Raw genomic sequence first — 16,864 nt, forward strand, 5'->3', positions numbered from 1 at the left:
TCTAAAATTCATTGTAAACAAAATTCCCTTGATTTTGCCCCAAATAACTAAACAAATAAATTAAAATTAACATAATAACCGCATAGAAAAGAGTTCTAATTATAAAACGGTAACAATTTTTCATCACTTCTCCTTATTTTTCAGAGGAAAAAACATTTCACAAGCTAATAAGCCTTTAATTATCGAACTGAATCGTTCCTTTTGGATTCTTGATAAGGGGCTTTTATTACTAAACCTCGTCCAAAATTAACAGTTCCAATAACTATTATATCATAAATCAAATGAGACTTACGTTCAAAACCAACATCGCAACAGAAAATGTCTAACTAGATGATAAATTTTTTCACCATCCTACCTACAACCACTGCCCAAATTGCTATTACCATAAAAAGACGAGACTGGATACCTTGTTTCAGCCTCGCGTATTTAATTTTTGTATATCTTTTGAAAACAAGATACACTAACTTATCATTCCTTTTCAGAAACGTTATTAAATTTCCTATAGCTATCACACGCATTATAGTCTCATGGCAACTTCCGTCCTCGCGTATAAACTAACAGAAACTATCTGCGGATTAGCTTCACTACAGCCTCGGTCCTTGCGGTATGTGGAAACATATCAACAGATTGGATATATTTCACATCATAGACCTTAGCCAGCTGAACTAAATCTCTGGCTAAAGTTGATGTATTACATGAGACGTAAACCATCTTCTCCGGTTGGTAGTTTAAAATAGTCTTTAATAATTTCTCATCTAAACCTGTACGAGGAGGGTCTACAATAATAGCATCTGCACGATAACCCTCACGATACCAGCGAGGAATAATATCCTCAGCCTTCCCAGCCTCGTAGTGAGTATTTTCAAATCCCATAGCTTTCGCGTTCTGCTTCGCATCCGCAATAGCCTCAGGAATAATATCCATCCCTCGAACACTAGCTACCTTATCCGCAAAAGCAAATCCAATCGTACCCACACCACAGTAAGCGTCAATCACGTGATCCGTTTCAGAAACGTCCAAGGCTGCCACAGCTTGCCCATATAAGACTTGTGTCTGTTGAGGGTTTAATTGGTAAAATGCTCTAGGAGATAACCTAAAGCCATAATCTAAAACTTCTTCAGAAATGGTATCAACTCCCCAAAGAATTTCCGTTTTATCACCATAAATATCACTCGTTTTAGAACTGTTAAGGTTTAAGGCTACCGTTTTAATTTGTGGAAAATCTGCCACTAAATCTAAAATCACCTCATTTAGACGAACATCACGACTAGTCACAAAAATCAACTGCACCTGTCCAGTCTTTTCAGCCTTTCTGACCATAACAGTCCGAATCCCAGCTATTTTACGCTCATTATAGATTGGAACCTTATATTTATCTAACAACTCAACCACACGATTGATAATCTGTTGCGTCACCTGATCCTGTACCAGACAGTCATCAATTGAGACCAAGCGGTGACTTCCCTCAGCATATAAACCGGCCTTAACAGACCCCCCAAATGCACGGGTCTGAAATTGCAACTTCGCACGATAGTATTCAGGTTTTTCCATCCCCAAAGTATGACGAATCTCATAATTCTCAAAACCTAACGGCTTAAATTTAGTCAAAGCCTGCTTGATAATATCATCTTTAAACTCCAACTGCTTGTCATAACGCAAATGCATCAATTGACAACCGCCACATTCCTCATAGATAGCACAGGAAGGCTCAACACGAAATTTTGATTTTTTGTTGATGGTCAATAGCCTAGCTTCGACAAAGTTACGCTTCACCGAAACAATTTGACAAAACACTTCTTCACCCTTGAGCGCACCAGGCACAAATACCAAGGTCTTCTTATAAAAGCCTATGCCCTCACCATTGATACCCATCCGTTTGATTTTTAAAGGAATACGTTGTTTAACTTGTAGAGTCATCACTTTTTAAACACCACTCCCGCTTCTTTTAATTTTTTGAGCGTTACCTTACCAATTTTTGGAATAGTCAGTAGCTCTTCTTCTGAATAATGTTGAATATCTGTTGCTGTTTTTATATCATAATCATTCAAGCTTAATAATTGAGCCGAACTAAGAATACCAAAGTCCTCTAAATAAACCGCATCATCAGAAAAATAATCATTCAGATAAGCCTGGATATAAGCTGAAGTCGTCAACAATAATGGTAAAATGCTATACAAAGAAATATAAAGGCTATTGTTACTATTTGCTTCATAGAATTCCACAGTTCCCGCATCCAGCACACGAGCCATAGGAAATGCTTCCAAAAGGCAAAATTCAAAAAAGCCATCAACCTGATTACACAACTGTTCAATTAAAACACCCGCTTGCTTATCAGCACCAGACAAAATGGCAGAAACAAGCATTGGAATGGCCATCATCGCATCCAGCTCATGCTCTTTCCGACTTCTGAAAAAAGCATCCGCCATCGTATAATCCGACTTAAGAATGTATAAAGCCAAAATTTCATAACGACATCCTAAAGAATCATTGGGATCTTCACGAAACATTTGCATGACGTGCTCAAGAGCCTTCTGGTAGAGACCATTCTGCTTATAAAGCACAGCTAAATCCATCTTAAGAGAAAGATAAGGACGAGCATCTAGATTTAGCCACGATTTTTCAGAAGACATCATCCAAGCCAAATAGCCATCACTTTCCAGCTCTTCTAAGCGCCTTATCTCTGCCAAAAGTTCTTTCCCACTTGGACCATCCACATTTAGCCCATCACCAAATGCAATGCTGTCATAAAAATCATCAATCTCTTCATCAGACATATTTAAAAGATTTTCAAACAAGTCGTCATCAAATTCCTTATCTGCTCGATACTTCTTCAAATTCACAATCTTATCGTTATCAGCCATCATGACCTCCTCTTTGGTAAAACACCTCCTCTTTGGTAAAACACCTCATCTTTTATAACCTCTATTCTACCATTTTTGGTATAATCAAACTATGAAAATCACAAAAATTGAAAAGAAAAAACGACTCTATCTCGTTGAAATAGACTCGACTGAAACATTATATGTCACTGAAGATACCATTGTCCGTTTTATGATGACAAAAGGCATGACACTAACATCTGAAAGCTTAAATGCAATCAAAGAGTTTGCACAGTTCTCATACGGTAAAAATATGGCACTTTACCATCTTTCCTTTAAAAAACGAACGGAAAAAGAAGTCAAAAATTACCTCATCCAGCACGAAATTGATGACAAAATCATCCCAAAAGTTATTAAAAATCTAAAAGATGACAAATGGATTGACGATAAAAGCTATACTCAACAAATTATTGATACTAACCTTGTCTCAGGTGACAAAGGAGCTTATCTTCTCAAACAAAAATTAACCCAAAAAGGAATTCCTCAAACCATCTTAGATCCTCTTTTTGAAGAAGTTGACTTCACACCATTAGCTGAAAAAATAGCTCAAAAGCTCTATCGAAAATATCAACAAAAACTCCCTCAAAAAGCCCTAACTGACAAAATTCTACAGTTTCTTCTCAATAAAGGCTTTTCTTACCCTGAGTCAAAAGCAGCACTAAGCTCATTAGATATCACAAAAGATGAAGAACAAGAAAGCGAACTCATCTTAAAAGAACTCGAAAAACAACACCGCCGATTATCCAAAAAATATGACGGTTACGAGTTAAAACAAAGACTTATTCAAGCCTTAGCCAGAAAAGGATATCAGTTTGATGATATTTATTCGGCTTTACGTGACTTTTTATAAATAGTGTGCCCAAAACCGTGATTTTTTTGATAAATTGTGATATTCTATAATAGATAACAAATTGTAGAAAGAAGATTGCCATGAAATTACCTAAGGAAGGCGACTTTATTACAATTCAAAGTTATAAGCATGATGGTAGTTTGCACCGTACTTGGCGCGATACTATGGTACTAAAGACAACTGAAAACGCAGTGATTGGAGTCAATGATCACACACTAGTCACTGAAAACGATGGACGACGTTGGGTCACTCGTGAACCAGCTATCGTCTATTTTCATAAGAAATACTGGTTTAATATCATTGCCATGATACGAGAAAATGGCGTTTCTTATTATTGTAATATGGCTAGTCCACACGTTTTAGATGAAGAAGCACTCAAATACATCGATTATGATCTAGATGTCAAAGTTTTTACAGACGGTGAAAAAAAATTGCTCGATGTTGATGAGTATGAAATTCATAAAAAACAAATGGGTTACTCTCCAGACCTTGACTTTATCTTAAAAGAAAATGTCAAAATTCTAGTGGACTGGATTAATAATGAGAAAGGTCCCTTCTCACCTGCCTATATCAACATTTGGTACAAACGTTATCTTGAACTAAAGAATCGTTAAAGTTGTCCGCACTCATTAGAGTGCTTTTTTAATGCGCTCTTAACCAGCAATAATCCATTCCCCAACCTAATCTTCCTAACTTCGCCCTTACCTTTCTCTGAAAAGCACGTTTCCCCCTAAAACACTCACCACTCATCAAATAGTCCAGATAACCTTTTTCCTCTACTGTCAATTCCTGACACAACTCTCCAATAGCCTCCCTATAGGCTACCATCTCCGCCACATCTAGCCCATTATCCGATACCGAATGAGCCACTTCTCCAATCTCATCATAAACCATTCGGTCAAAAGCTCTCTTTATACTCTCTTGCTTTCGAATCTCATCCTTGACACGGTTTGAAAATTTCGTCTTAAAATAAACACACATTTTTCTAGTATTGAAAACTAGATCTGGCTCCTTCTCCAATAACTGATATAAGGTAATCATACCCTCCTGATCCCAATCCTCAGGCTCCCATATCTTAATAAAATAAAACTGTCTCAGTTTCAACACAATCGGACGAACTTTCTGATAAAGCCCTTCAAAATCTAATATTGCTTCCATAACAATACCCCCATAATTTAGTTATGGTTATAGTTTATCCCTAATAAACAAAAAAGAACATGACACAAATGTCATGCTCTAGTAGCTTAAAAAGTTGAACAAATGAAAAAGAAACACTGATGAATCAACGTTTCTAACACATATTATACTCCGCCAACAGGGCTCGAACCTGTGACATCATGATTAACAGTCATGCGCTCTACCAACTGAGCTATGGCGGATGAAAGCTAAGCAACTACCCTATCTCACAGGGGGCAACCCCCAACTACTTCCGGCGTTCTAGGACTTAACTGCTGTGTTCGGCATGGGTACAGGTGTATCTCCTAGGCTATCGTCACTTAACTTCTTCTTGGATTATCCATCCAAAATTGAATACCTATATTCTATCAAGAAACCGCTACGCTGTCAATATACTTTCTTATTTCTAGGATAAGTCCTCGAGCTATTAGTATTAGTCCGCTACATGTCTCACAACACTTCCACTTCTAACCTATCTACCTGATCTTCTTTCAGGGCTCTTACTGATATAAAATCATGGGAAATCTCATCTTGAGGGGGGCTTCGCACTTAGATGCTTTCAGCGCTTATCCCTTCCATACATAGCTACCCAGCGATGCCTCTGGCGAGACAACTGGTACACCAGCGGTATGTCCACTCTGGTCCTCTCGTACTAGGAGCAGATCCTCTCAAATTTCCTACGCCCGCGACGGATAGGGACCGAACTGTCTCACGACGTTCTGAACCCAGCTCGCGTGCCGCTTTAATGGGCGAACAGCCCAACCCTTGGGACCGACTACAGCCCCAGGATGCGACGAGCCGACATCGAGGTGCCAAACCTCCCCGTCGATGTGAACTCTTGGGGGAGATAAGCCTGTTATCCCCAGGGTAGCTTTTATCCGTTGAGCGATGGCCCTTCCATACGGAACCACCGGATCACTAAGCCCGACTTTCGTCCCTGCTCGAGTTGTTGCTCTCGCAGTCAAGCTCCCTTATACCTTTACACTCTGCGATTGATTTCCAACCAATCTGAGGGAACCTTTGGGCGCCTCCGTTACCTTTTAGGAGGCGACCGCCCCAGTCAAACTGCCCGTCAGACACTGTCTCCGATAGGGATAACCTATCCGGGTTAGAGTAGCCATAACACAAGGGTAGTATCCCAACATCGCCTCATACGAAACTGGCGTCCCGTAATCAATGGCTCCTACCTATCCTGTACATGTGGTACAGATACTCAATATCAAACTGCAGTAAAGCTCCATGGGGTCTTTCCGTCCTGTCGCGGGTAACCTGCATCTTCACAGGTACTAAAATTTCACCGAGTCTCTCGTTGAGACAGTGCCCAAATCATTACGCCTTTCGTGCGGGTCGGAACTTACCCGACAAGGAATTTCGCTACCTTAGGACCGTTATAGTTACGGCCGCCGTTTACTGGGGCTTCAATTCAGATCTTCGCGTTACCGCTAAACCCTCCTCTTAACCTTCCAGCACCGGGCAGGCGTCACCCCCTATACATCATCTTACGATTTAGCAGAGAGCTGTGTTTTTGATAAACAGTTGCTTGGGCCTATTCACTGCGGCTGACTTTAAGTCAGCACCCCTTCTCCCGAAGTTACGGGGTCATTTTGCCGAGTTCCTTAACGAGAGTTCTCTCGATCACCTGAGGCTACTCGCCTCGACTACCTGTGTCGGTTTGCGGTACGGGTAGTGTATACTTAACGCTAGAAGCTTTTCTTGGCAGTGTGACGTCACTCACTTCGCTACTTAACTTCGCTCCCCATCACAGCTCAATGTTAGAGATATAAGCATTTGACTCATATCACACCTCACTGTTTAGCCCAGCTCTTCCATTCGCTGGGTTGAGTTAGCCTACTGCGTCCCTCCATCACTATATACACTAGTACAGGAATATCAACCTGTTGGCCATCGGATACACCTTTCGGTCTCTCCTTAGGTCCCGACTAACCCAGGGCGGACGAGCCTTCCCCTGGAAACCTTAGTCTTACGGTGGACAGGATTCTCACCTGTCTTTCGCTACTCATACCGGCATTCTCACTTCTATACGCTCCAGCGCTCCTCACGGTACACCTTCGTCGCCTATAGAACGCTCTCCTACCATCCCTTACGGGATCCACAGCTTCGGTAATATGTTTTAGCCCCGGTACATTTTCGGCGCAGGGTCACTCGACTAGTGAGCTATTACGCACTCTTTGAATGAATAGCTGCTTCTAAGCTAACATCCTAGTTGTCTGTGCAACCCCACATCCTTTTCCACTTAACATATATTTTGGGACCTTAGCTGGTGGTCTGGGCTGTTTCCCTTTCGACTACGGATCTTAGCACTCGCAGTCTGACTGCCGATTATATCTCGTTGGCATTCGGAGTTTATCTGAGATTGGTAATCCGAGATGGACCCCTCACCCAAACAGTGCTCTACCTCCAAGAGACTTAACATCGACGCTAGCCCTAAAGCTATTTCGGAGAGAACCAGCTATCTCCAAGTTCGTTTGGAATTTCTCCGCTACCCACAAGTCATCCAAGCACTTTTCAACGTGCCCTGGTTCGGTCCTCCAGTGCGTCTTACCGCACCTTCAACCTGCTCATGGGTAGGTCACATGGTTTCGGGTCTACGACATGATACTAATTCGCCCTATTAAGACTCGGTTTCCCTACGGCTCCGTCTCTTCAACTTAACCTCGCTTCATATCGTAACTCGCCGGTTCATTCTACAAAAGGCACGCTCTCACCCATTAACGGGCTCGAACTTCTTGTAGGCACACGGTTTCAGGTTCTATTTCACTCCCCTCCCGGGGTGCTTTTCACCTTTCCCTCACGGTACTGGTTCACTATCGGTCACTAGAGAGTATTTAGGGTTGGGAGATGGTCCTCCCGGATTCCGACGAGATTTCGCGTGTCTCGCCGTACTCAGGATACTGCTAGGTATAAAGACTATTTCAGATACGAGGCTATTACTCCCTTTGGCTTACCTTCCCAGGTAATTCTCCTATAATCTTTAAGTCCACGTTGCAGTCCTACAACCCCGAGGAGTAAACTCCTCGGTTTGCCCTCCTGCCGTTTCGCTCGCCGCTACTAAGGCAATCGCTTTTGCTTTCTCTTCCTGCAGCTACTTAGATGTTTCAGTTCACTGCGTCTTCCTTCTCATATCCTTAACAGATATGGATACTAACCATTAGTTAGTGGGTTCCCCCATTCGGACATCTCTGGATCTGCGCTTACTTACAACTCCCCAAAGCATTTCGTCGTTAGTCACGTCCTTCATCGGCTTCTAGTGCCAAGGCATCCACCGTGCGCCCTTATTAACTTAACCTTATTAACCTAATTCTTTCAAATTAGAAAACTCATTAATTCACAGCGTTTTCGGTTTATTTTCTTGTTACTATTCTTACAATTCAATTTCTTGAATCGTGGAATTTGATATAGATATTCAATTTTCAATGGACAATCCTTAACATCTCTTCGATGTTAATGGAGCCTAGCGGGATCGAACCGCTGACCTCCTGCGTGCAAAGCAGGCGCTCTCCCAGCTGAGCTAAGGCCCCACATCTGTCTCTTCCTGAGACCACTCAAAACTAAACAAGACGCTACAAGTGCTTCCATTTCCTTAGAAAGGAGGTGATCCAGCCGCACCTTCCGATACGGCTACCTTGTTACGACTTCACCCCAATCATCTATCCCACCTTAGGCGGCTGGCTCCTAAAAGGTTACCTCACCGACTTCGGGTGTTACAAACTCTCGTGGTGTGACGGGCGGTGTGTACAAGGCCCGGGAACGTATTCACCGCGGCGTGCTGATCCGCGATTACTAGCGATTCCGACTTCATGTAGGCGAGTTGCAGCCTACAATCCGAACTGAGATTGGCTTTAAGAGATTTGCTTACTGTCACCAGCTTGCCACTCGTTGTACCAACCATTGTAGCACGTGTGTAGCCCAGGTCATAAGGGGCATGATGATTTGACGTCATCCCCACCTTCCTCCGGTTTATTACCGGCAGTCTCGCTAGAGTGCCCAACTTAATGATGGCAACTAACAATAGGGGTTGCGCTCGTTGCGGGACTTAACCCAACATCTCACGACACGAGCTGACGACAACCATGCACCACCTGTCACCTCTGCTCCGAAGAGAAGTCCTATCTCTAGGACGGTCAGAGGGATGTCAAGACCTGGTAAGGTTCTTCGCGTTGCTTCGAATTAAACCACATGCTCCACCGCTTGTGCGGGCCCCCGTCAATTCCTTTGAGTTTCAACCTTGCGGTCGTACTCCCCAGGCGGAGTGCTTAATGCGTTAGCTGCGGCACTAAGCCCCGGAAAGGGCCTAACACCTAGCACTCATCGTTTACGGCGTGGACTACCAGGGTATCTAATCCTGTTCGCTACCCACGCTTTCGAGCCTCAGCGTCAGTTACAGACCAGAGAGCCGCTTTCGCCACCGGTGTTCCTCCATATATCTACGCATTTCACCGCTACACATGGAATTCCACTCTCCCCTTCTGCACTCAAGTTCCGCAGTTTCCAAGGCGTACATTGGTTGAGCCAATGCCTTTGACCTCAGACTTACGAAACCGCCTGCGCTCGCTTTACGCCCAATAAATCCGGATAACGCTCGGGACCTACGTATTACCGCGGCTGCTGGCACGTAGTTAGCCGTCCCTTTCTGGTAAGATACCGTCATAGTGTTAACTTTCCACTCTAACACCCGTTCTTCTCTTACAACAGAGCTTTACGATCCGAAAACCTTCTTCACTCACGCGGCGTTGCTCGGTCAGGGTTCCCCCCATTGCCGAAGATTCCCTACTGCTGCCTCCCGTAGGAGTCTGGGCCGTGTCTCAGTCCCAGTGTGGCCGATCACCCTCTCAGGTCGGCTATGTATCGTCGCCTTGGTGAGCCGTTACCTCACCAACTAGCTAATACAACGCAGGTCCATCTTATAGTGAGACAATTGTCCCTTTCAAGATGTTAACATGTGTTAACACCTGTTATGCGGTATTAGCTATCGTTTCCAATAGTTATCCCCCGCTATAAGGTAGGTTACCTACGCGTTACTCACCCGTTCGCAACTCATCCGTCTAGTGCAAGCACCAGACTTCAGCGTTCTACTTGCATGTATTAGGCACGCCGCCAGCGTTCGTCCTGAGCCAGGATCAAACTCTCATTAAAAGTTTGAGTTCTTAACTCACTGTTTTGTCATCGCTGACTTATTGTTTTTCTTGACAGGTTATTTTCACTAACCCGCACTTGCTTCGTCTTGTTCAGTTTTCAATGGACTTCTCCTAAGAGACAACTTCTATATTCTAGCAAATCTTTAATAACTTGTCAACTACTTTTTTAAAGTTTTTTTCAAGTCATCTTTGCCAGCGTCCCCCGCGAGAAAACTTATAAATTTTACCAAATCTTCCCTAAATCTTTTAACTACTTTTTCAAACTTTTTTTCTTTTTTCTAAAAAGGTAATTTCCCAAAGTAATTTCCACTTTAGCTTTCGAAGTGGAAATTAGTCTAAAACGGATTTTTATGGTGGAATTAAGTCTGAGACGTTTGTGTTAGAAATGAGTCCTTACTATGACAAAATATAAACACCTTACCCTCTCAGACCGCAATGACATCCAACTTGGCTTAGAACGTGGAGAAACCTTCAAAGCCATTGGACAAACTATCCTAAAAGATCCTACTACCGTTTCCAAAGAGGTCAAACGTAACAGACAGGTCAGAACCTCTACCAGTGATGGGCTTCCTTGCCCTCTCATTGATAAATCCCCATTTGTCTGTAACGGATGTCCTAAGAGAAGACAAAATTGTGGCTACAAGAAAATCTTCTACCTCGCTAAACAGGCTCAAAAACAATACGAACAAACCCTCGTTGAGGCTCGAGAAGGAACACCTCTCAACTCTCAAACGTTCTGGGATATGGATAAAGTCATTTCTGATGGTGTGAAAAAGGGACAACACATCTATCACATCCTTAAAACGCATAACCTTGATGTCAGTTCCTCAACCGTCTATCGACACATCCGTAAAGGATACCTTTCTATCGCTCCTATTGATCTGGCTAGAGCTGTAAAATTCAAAGAAAGGCGCAAATCTATCCTGCCTTCTATCCCTAAAGAAGCTAAAAAAGGGCGTTCTTATGAGGACTTCCAAAACTACCTGACACATAGACAACTGACCTCTTGGCTTGAAATGGACACCGTTATTGGACGGGTTGGCGGAAAAGTATTACTCACCTTCAATTTGTCTTTCTGTAACTTTATCTTCGCTAGACTTCTGGACAATAAAACCGCTCTTGAGGTCGCTAAACACTTCTATGTCATCAAGAACACACTTTATGAGGCTGATAGAAATTTCTTCGATGTTTTCCCTATCATTCTTACAGATAATGGCGGAGAATTTGCCAGAGTTGATGACATCGAGATGGATATCAGAGGTGAGATTAAACTATTCTTTTGTGACCCTAATCGCTCTGACCAGAAAGGAAAAATTGAGAAAAATCACTCCCTTATTCGCGATATTCTACCAAAGGGAACTTCTTTTGATAACTTAACTCAGGACGATATCAACCTAGTCTGTTCTCATGTCAATAGCGTGAAACGCGCTGCTTTGAATGGGAAATCAGCTTATGAGCTCTTTACCTTTACCTATGACGAAGAACTGGCTAAACTTCTTGGCATTTCCTTAATTCCCGCAGAAGACGTCTGTCAGTCCCCAAAATTACTCCAACATAAATTCTAAAAACTAATCTAAATATAAGCCACTCAAACGTCTCACACTAACTTCCACCATAACGGAACTTAATCTGAAACGCTTTCAGATGAGGGGATTTTGTGTACCCTTTTTTCACCTAAATTCGCCTAAAAATGCAATAAAATCAACCATTATAAAAACCAGTGGAACTTACCCTGACACGGATTTCCACTGGTTGTTAGAGGTTTTATCAGATTAACTTCCACTTTAACAGACGGTGGAAGTTAGTTTGGGAATTTAGCTTTTTTCTAAAAAGGTAATTTCCCAAAGTAATTTCCACTTTAGCTTTCGAAGCGGAAGTTAGTCTAAAACGGATTTTTATGGTGGAATTAAGTCTGAGACGTTTGCGTTAGAAATGAGTCCTTACTATGACAAAATATAAACACCTTACCCTCTCAGACCGCAATGACATCCAACTTGGCTTAGAACGTGGAGAAACCTTCAAAGTCATTGGACAAACTATCCTAAAAGATCCTACTACCGTTTCCAAAGAGGTCAAACGTAACAGACAGGTCAGAACCTCTACCAATGATGGGCTTCCTTGCCCTCTCCTTGATAAATCCCCATTTGTCTGTAACGGATGTCCTAAGAGAAGACAAAATTGTGGCTACAAGAAAATCTTCTACCTCGCTAAACAGGCTCAAAAACAATACGAACAAACCCTCGTTGAGGCTCGAGAAGGAACACCTCTCAACTCTCAAACGTTCTGGGACATGGATAAAGTCATCTCCGATGGTGTGAAAAAGGGACAGCACATCTATCACATCCTTAAAACTCATAACCTTGATGTCAGTTCCTCAACCGTCTATCGACACATCCGTAAAGGATACCTTTCTATCGCTCCTATTGATCTGGCTAGAGCTGTAAAATTCAAACCTAGACGAAAGGCTACACTACCTGCTATCCCTAAAGAAGCTAAAAAAGGGCGTTCTTATGAGGACTTCCAAAACTTCCTGACACATAGACAGCTGACCTCTTGGCTTGAAATGGACACCGTTATTGGACGGGTTGGTGGAAAAGTATTACTCACCTTCAATGTCTCTTTCTGTAACTTTATCTTCGCTAGACTTCTGGACAATAAAACCGCTCTTGAGGTCGCTAAACACTTCTATGTTATCAAGAACACGCTTTATGAGGCTGACCGAGATTTCTTCGATGTTTTCCCTGTCATTCTAACTGACAATGGTGGAGAGTTTGCCAAAGTTGATGACATTGAGATGGATATCAGAGGTGAGATTAAACTATTCTTTTGCGACCCTAAGCGCTCTGACCAGAAAGGAAGAATTGAGAAAAATCATACACTTATTCGCGATATTTTACCCAAGGGAACTTCTTTTGACAACTTAACTCAGAACGATATCAACCTAGTCTGTTCTCATGTGAATAGCGTGAAACGCGCTGCTCTGAATGGGAAATCAGCTTATGAGCTCTTTACCTTTACCTATGACGAAGAACTGGCTAAACTACTCGGCATTTCCTTAATTCCAGCAGAAGACGTCTGTCAGTCTCCAAAATTACTCCAACACAAATTCTAAAAACAACCTAATATAAGCCACTCAAACGTCTCACACTAACTTCCACCATAGCGGAACTTAATCTGAAACGCTTTCAGATGAGGGGATTTTGTGTACCCTTTTTGTCAACTAAATTAGCCTAAAAATGCAATAAATCAACCTTTATAAAAACCAGTGGAACTTACCCTGACACGGAGTTTCACTGGTTGTTAGAGGTTTTATCAGATTAACTTCCACTTTAACAGACGGTGGAAGTTAGTTTGGGAATTTAGCTTTTTTCTAAAAAGGTAATTTCCCAACGTAAGTTCCACTGTGTTTTTAGTCTACAACTGTGTGTAATTGCCTTCCTTTTAGCGATCTGCCATTTCTTAAAAATATAAAGCATGAAATCAAGTTTATTCAACTCAACCTCATGCCTTAACTTTATCCATATAAGAATTTTAGCTTTCAAGGATATTCTTAAATTCTTGAACCATACTCTCACTTTCAATGCGAAGAAACATTGGGTCATCTTTGTCGTATTGCTGGGTGAACATTGGCAGCTGTCCAAACCAAACAATATCTTCATCAAGTATGGTAAATGTTGGCAATGGGGTATCCCTCTCATAAACAGAGATTCCTGTGCCTGCTAGCTGCTGTATTAAGGTTTGATTTTTCTTATCTCGAGTTACATAAACATCTAGACTTACTCCTTTAATCAGCCCCAGTAATTGTTGTAACTTCAACCGATGACCTTTAGCTATCGAAATCGTCACTTTTTTAACCTGTCGCAAATCTTTTGTAAAAGTAGCTTCATAGGAAACTCGGTCAAAAATACTCTGATTTTCCTGTTTAGACGATGTCACATAGCGCATTCTTTCGATAAGCTACTTGTCGCTTATGAAACATCTTTTCTAAGTAAGGGACATGAATATCAACGTAATCGTATATTGTAACTAAATTCTTCCCTGAATATGGACGATGAATGCGACCAGCATATTGAATCAGATTATTTTTCCAAGACAAAGGACTTGCCAAAACAAGCGTGTCCAACTTTGGTAAATCAAATCCTTCTCCCACATACTTACCAATTGATATGAGAACAAAAGGCTCGGCATCATCTAATTGTTCAATTTGGGCTAGAATTGCCTTCTTGTCTTTTGCTTTTGTCTGACCACTCATGACAAAAACAGAGGATCTGCCAGCATCACTCAATCCCTGTTCAAGAATGTTCAAATGCTCAATACGATTGGCTAATACTAGAATATGACGCTTTTGTTGGTACGCTTCTCGAATATCTTGAATTAATAATTGATTGCGAGACGATGATTGAGCTAGTTTCTCACAGAGGTTCACAAAATTTGTACTTTTTTTATCTTGGATATCATATTTTCCAAAATCAGTAAATCGAAGCGATAACTGCTTCTCAAAAGCAACCTGTTCCTCGGTAGCAGTATGCAAAACAGGACCTATACGTTGGAAAAGAATCGGTTCATGACCATTTTTTCGTTCTGGAGTTGCTGTCAATCCATAAAGGTAAGTTCCAGAAAAACTAGCTACTACTTTTTCAAACATTGTTGCGGTCACATGATGGCATTCATCTACCAACATCACATCATAATCAGACAATAATTCTTCAAGATTATCAGCCGTCATCAGTGATTGAATCATGGCGACATCAACCAATTTCGTTCGCCACTTTTTAGCTCCTACAAATTGACCAACGTGTCCTATGATTTTTTCTCGACCAGAAGGCGTGTAGCGCACCGCTTCTTCTTCATCAAATACTAGAAATTGCCCTAAGCGCTCTATCCACTGCTCTAGCAGTTGCCGATTATGAACTAATATTAGCGTCCGTCTTTGTCGCTTAGCAATAAGTGCTGACCCCAAAACCGTTTTTCCAAATCCAGTTCCTGCACAAAGAACACCATTTTCTGCAACCAACATGTCTGATAGCGCTAATTCTTGATTAAATCTCAACTCCCCTGTAAAAGATACCTTAATCTCATTCTCAACACGTTCTTGTTCAATAAGTGTTAACTTTGGAAAGGTTTCCTGAATCTTTGAAACAAGTCCCCTTGGAAGATATAGGTGCCTATCATCTTCTTCAAACAGATAGATGGTCTCTGGTGTTTGGTAAGTCGGCTGTCTCATTGCCTGTTTTAAATAATACTCAGGATTAGAAAAAGAATGCTAACTTTTTCAGATAAAAAAGTGCCTGTGGTGATAAACTATTTTTGACTATCGTTAGTACACGTCCTTTGTGAACCTCTAACGGTTCTTTTTCAAAATGCATCTCTAGAGACAACTGATTAATCTCTTGAACCTGCTGATAACTCAATCGTCTCAATTCCTGAAGATATAGCCACTGATCATCATAAGGGACATACTCCTCATCAACAAATACGCGCTTCCCTTCTTGAAAAGATTGCCCTTGTAAAGGAAGAGCAATCAAATTTCCAAATCCTCCTTTCGGCAAGCAGTCTTGATTTGGAAACATACGATCAAACGAATCAAAGGATAATTTAGGAGATTCTTGCATAGCTAATGCTAACAATTTTTTACCAAATAAACGCGCCTCTCGACAAGAAATCAGAGTTTCAAAGAAAAACCAGACATGTGCTCCATTTCCTGAACGAGAAATTTCCACATGTAGATCGATTCCATAAGCACTTGCTACTTTTCTCAGAACTCGAACGGCTTCTCTCCAATCCCCTTTATCAAAATCAATCGCTAATAAAGAGCAAGTATCGTCTTTTAAAATTGGAAAAAGACCAATACTCGTTTCCCCTCTAAAATGGGATTTCAGCACCTCATCCGTCAAGGGTTCGCACAGACGTTTTTCAACTGGAAGCTGCTTCCAGCCATAACGATAGGAAGGGGAATACTGCAATCTCCCATCCTCATTTTGGTAGGATTTGGCATACACATCATCACGTCCTTTAAATAGGGAACGGTATATCCTTAATTTTTCAACTGTCGTTAACTGAGAACGCCTAGACATAAAGTATTTTTGAAAATCACTCTCGCTGATTAGCACGAACTCCCCATTATCTTGATATTCTAGTAATAGCAACTGTACTTGTGAACTAAAGTATGGGTATTTCGCCTCGATACAGGCTAATCTACCAGAAGTTTTCTCAATGAATTGTTCCAAATATTAATCCTCTTCATCATACTTATAAGCAATTTGGCAGAAAATGTCCATGACTCCTTCTTCAAAACCCCAACCAATTCCTTGGCTAGCTTGCTCAATATGCCTCAACTCTTGCTTGATAGACTCAAAGAATGTCTCATTTCCTTCAGCAACATCAACCACATTTTGGTAAGCATCCAGAACAGCATTGTAATAAGGTACTGACATGTCACCGAAATCCTCTGTATATTGTGTCCCGTCTAAAGCAAATTGCAGATTAACCCTCGCTTGAGCTTCTTGGTCTGAACAACGTTCCTTAAACTCATTAATCAACTTCTTAACTGCCCTATAATCACCACCACGACCAATATTTCTTGGGAACATCACCTTATGGATTTTCTGACAATAATCCGCCACTAAGTCCGCGATATAATCATCACCTCGCAAAGACACATTTAACTTATCCTTCACTACCTTACTCTCACCATATAATTGGCAAATCAGACTCACTAAATCTTTCTTTTCCAAAGTAATTAATTCCTTTTTTAGTGCTGCTTGTGATAATGGTTTCATTCACATGCCTCCAATCCATTCCCA

At 41.5% G+C, this 16,864-nt stretch carries 12 protein-coding genes, 2 tRNA genes and 3 rRNA genes; 4 read left to right on the forward strand and 13 right to left on the reverse strand.

The window, feature by feature from the left end:
• Position 1: 1 nt before the first annotated feature.
• From AB6M99_RS07600 to AB6M99_RS07610, 3 genes are all read right to left on the reverse strand, one after another.
• Positions 2-124, reverse strand: coding sequence for a teichoic acid D-Ala incorporation-associated protein DltX (locus AB6M99_RS07600; RefSeq protein WP_121836182.1), 123 nt, complete (start codon positions 122-124; stop codon positions 2-4).
• Between the two features lie 440 nt (positions 125-564).
• Positions 565-1,917, reverse strand: a complete 1,353-nt coding sequence (gene rlmD, locus AB6M99_RS07605; RefSeq protein ID WP_121836180.1) for a 23S rRNA (uracil(1939)-C(5))-methyltransferase RlmD — start codon at positions 1,915-1,917, stop codon at positions 565-567.
• Entirely contained in the window at positions 1,917-2,861 is a 945-nt protein-coding gene (locus tag AB6M99_RS07610) for a hypothetical protein (protein WP_121836179.1), read from the reverse strand. Before AB6M99_RS07610 ends, rlmD begins: the two co-directional genes overlap by 1 nt.
• Positions 2,862-2,952: 91 nt before the next feature.
• Between AB6M99_RS07610 and recX the strand changes: the two genes are divergently transcribed.
• Both recX and AB6M99_RS07620 read left to right on the forward strand, forming a co-directional pair.
• The gene (gene recX / locus AB6M99_RS07615) at positions 2,953-3,729 is read left to right on the forward strand and encodes a recombination regulator RecX (RefSeq protein ID WP_121836178.1); all 777 of its coding nucleotides are present in this window, start codon (positions 2,953-2,955) and stop codon (positions 3,727-3,729) included.
• Between the two features lie 80 nt (positions 3,730-3,809).
• Complete coding sequence (locus tag AB6M99_RS07620) at positions 3,810-4,343, forward strand: DUF402 domain-containing protein (RefSeq protein ID WP_121836177.1); 534 nt, start codon at positions 3,810-3,812, stop codon at positions 4,341-4,343.
• A 28-nt stretch (positions 4,344-4,371) separates the two neighbouring features.
• Here the strand turns inward: AB6M99_RS07620 and AB6M99_RS07625 are convergent, their stop codons facing one another.
• The 6 genes from AB6M99_RS07625 to AB6M99_RS07650 form a co-directional block, all read right to left on the reverse strand.
• Entirely contained in the window at positions 4,372-4,887 is a 516-nt protein-coding gene (locus AB6M99_RS07625; RefSeq protein ID WP_183121689.1) for a sigma-70 family RNA polymerase sigma factor, read from the reverse strand.
• Positions 4,888-5,035: 148 nt separating this feature from the next.
• A tRNA-Asn gene (locus tag AB6M99_RS07630) sits at positions 5,036-5,108 on the reverse strand.
• Between the two features lie 5 nt (positions 5,109-5,113).
• Positions 5,114-5,229, reverse strand: a 5S ribosomal RNA gene (gene rrf, locus AB6M99_RS07635).
• A gap of 83 nt (positions 5,230-5,312) precedes the next feature.
• Positions 5,313-8,212, reverse strand: a 23S ribosomal RNA gene (locus tag AB6M99_RS07640).
• Between the two features lie 159 nt (positions 8,213-8,371).
• Positions 8,372-8,444: transfer RNA gene (locus AB6M99_RS07645), tRNA-Ala, on the reverse strand.
• Positions 8,445-8,510: 66 nt separating this feature from the next.
• Positions 8,511-10,059, reverse strand: a 16S ribosomal RNA gene (locus AB6M99_RS07650).
• Together the 16S, 23S and 5S rRNA genes with 2 tRNA genes alongside form the textbook arrangement of a ribosomal RNA operon.
• Before the next feature lie 400 nt (positions 10,060-10,459).
• On the opposite strand from AB6M99_RS07650, the gene AB6M99_RS07655 reads away from it, so the two are divergent.
• Positions 10,460-11,626, forward strand: coding sequence for an IS30 family transposase (locus tag AB6M99_RS07655; protein WP_369350352.1), 1,167 nt, complete (start codon positions 10,460-10,462; stop codon positions 11,624-11,626).
• Positions 11,627-12,006: 380 nt separating this feature from the next.
• The gene (locus AB6M99_RS07660; protein ID WP_369350344.1) at positions 12,007-13,173 is read left to right on the forward strand and encodes an IS30 family transposase; all 1,167 of its coding nucleotides are present in this window, start codon (positions 12,007-12,009) and stop codon (positions 13,171-13,173) included.
• 419 nt (positions 13,174-13,592) lie between these two features.
• Here AB6M99_RS07660 and AB6M99_RS07665 read toward each other — a convergent pair whose 3' ends face one another.
• The 4 genes from AB6M99_RS07665 to AB6M99_RS07680 are packed head-to-tail and all read right to left on the reverse strand — an operon-like array spanning position 13,593 to position 16,840.
• A complete protein-coding gene (locus AB6M99_RS07665; protein ID WP_369351225.1) occupies positions 13,593-13,997 on the reverse strand; it encodes a hypothetical protein in 405 nt (134 codons plus the stop codon).
• Entirely contained in the window at positions 13,984-15,285 is a 1,302-nt protein-coding gene (locus AB6M99_RS07670; RefSeq protein WP_369351226.1) for a DEAD/DEAH box helicase, read from the reverse strand. Before AB6M99_RS07670 ends, AB6M99_RS07665 begins: the two co-directional genes overlap by 14 nt.
• A 25-nt stretch (positions 15,286-15,310) precedes the next feature.
• Positions 15,311-16,288: a DNA primase gene (locus AB6M99_RS07675; RefSeq protein WP_369350502.1), complete on the reverse strand. Its 978-nt coding sequence runs from the start codon at positions 16,286-16,288 to the stop codon at positions 15,311-15,313.
• Positions 16,289-16,291: 3 nt separating this feature from the next.
• Positions 16,292-16,840: a hypothetical protein gene (locus AB6M99_RS07680; RefSeq protein WP_121836420.1), complete on the reverse strand. Its 549-nt coding sequence runs from the start codon at positions 16,838-16,840 to the stop codon at positions 16,292-16,294.
• Positions 16,841-16,864: the final 24 nt, after the last annotated feature.

The sequence above is a fragment of the Streptococcus hillyeri genome (assembly GCF_041081565.1).
Taxonomy (GTDB): Bacteria; Bacillota; Bacilli; order Lactobacillales; family Streptococcaceae; genus Streptococcus; species Streptococcus hillyeri.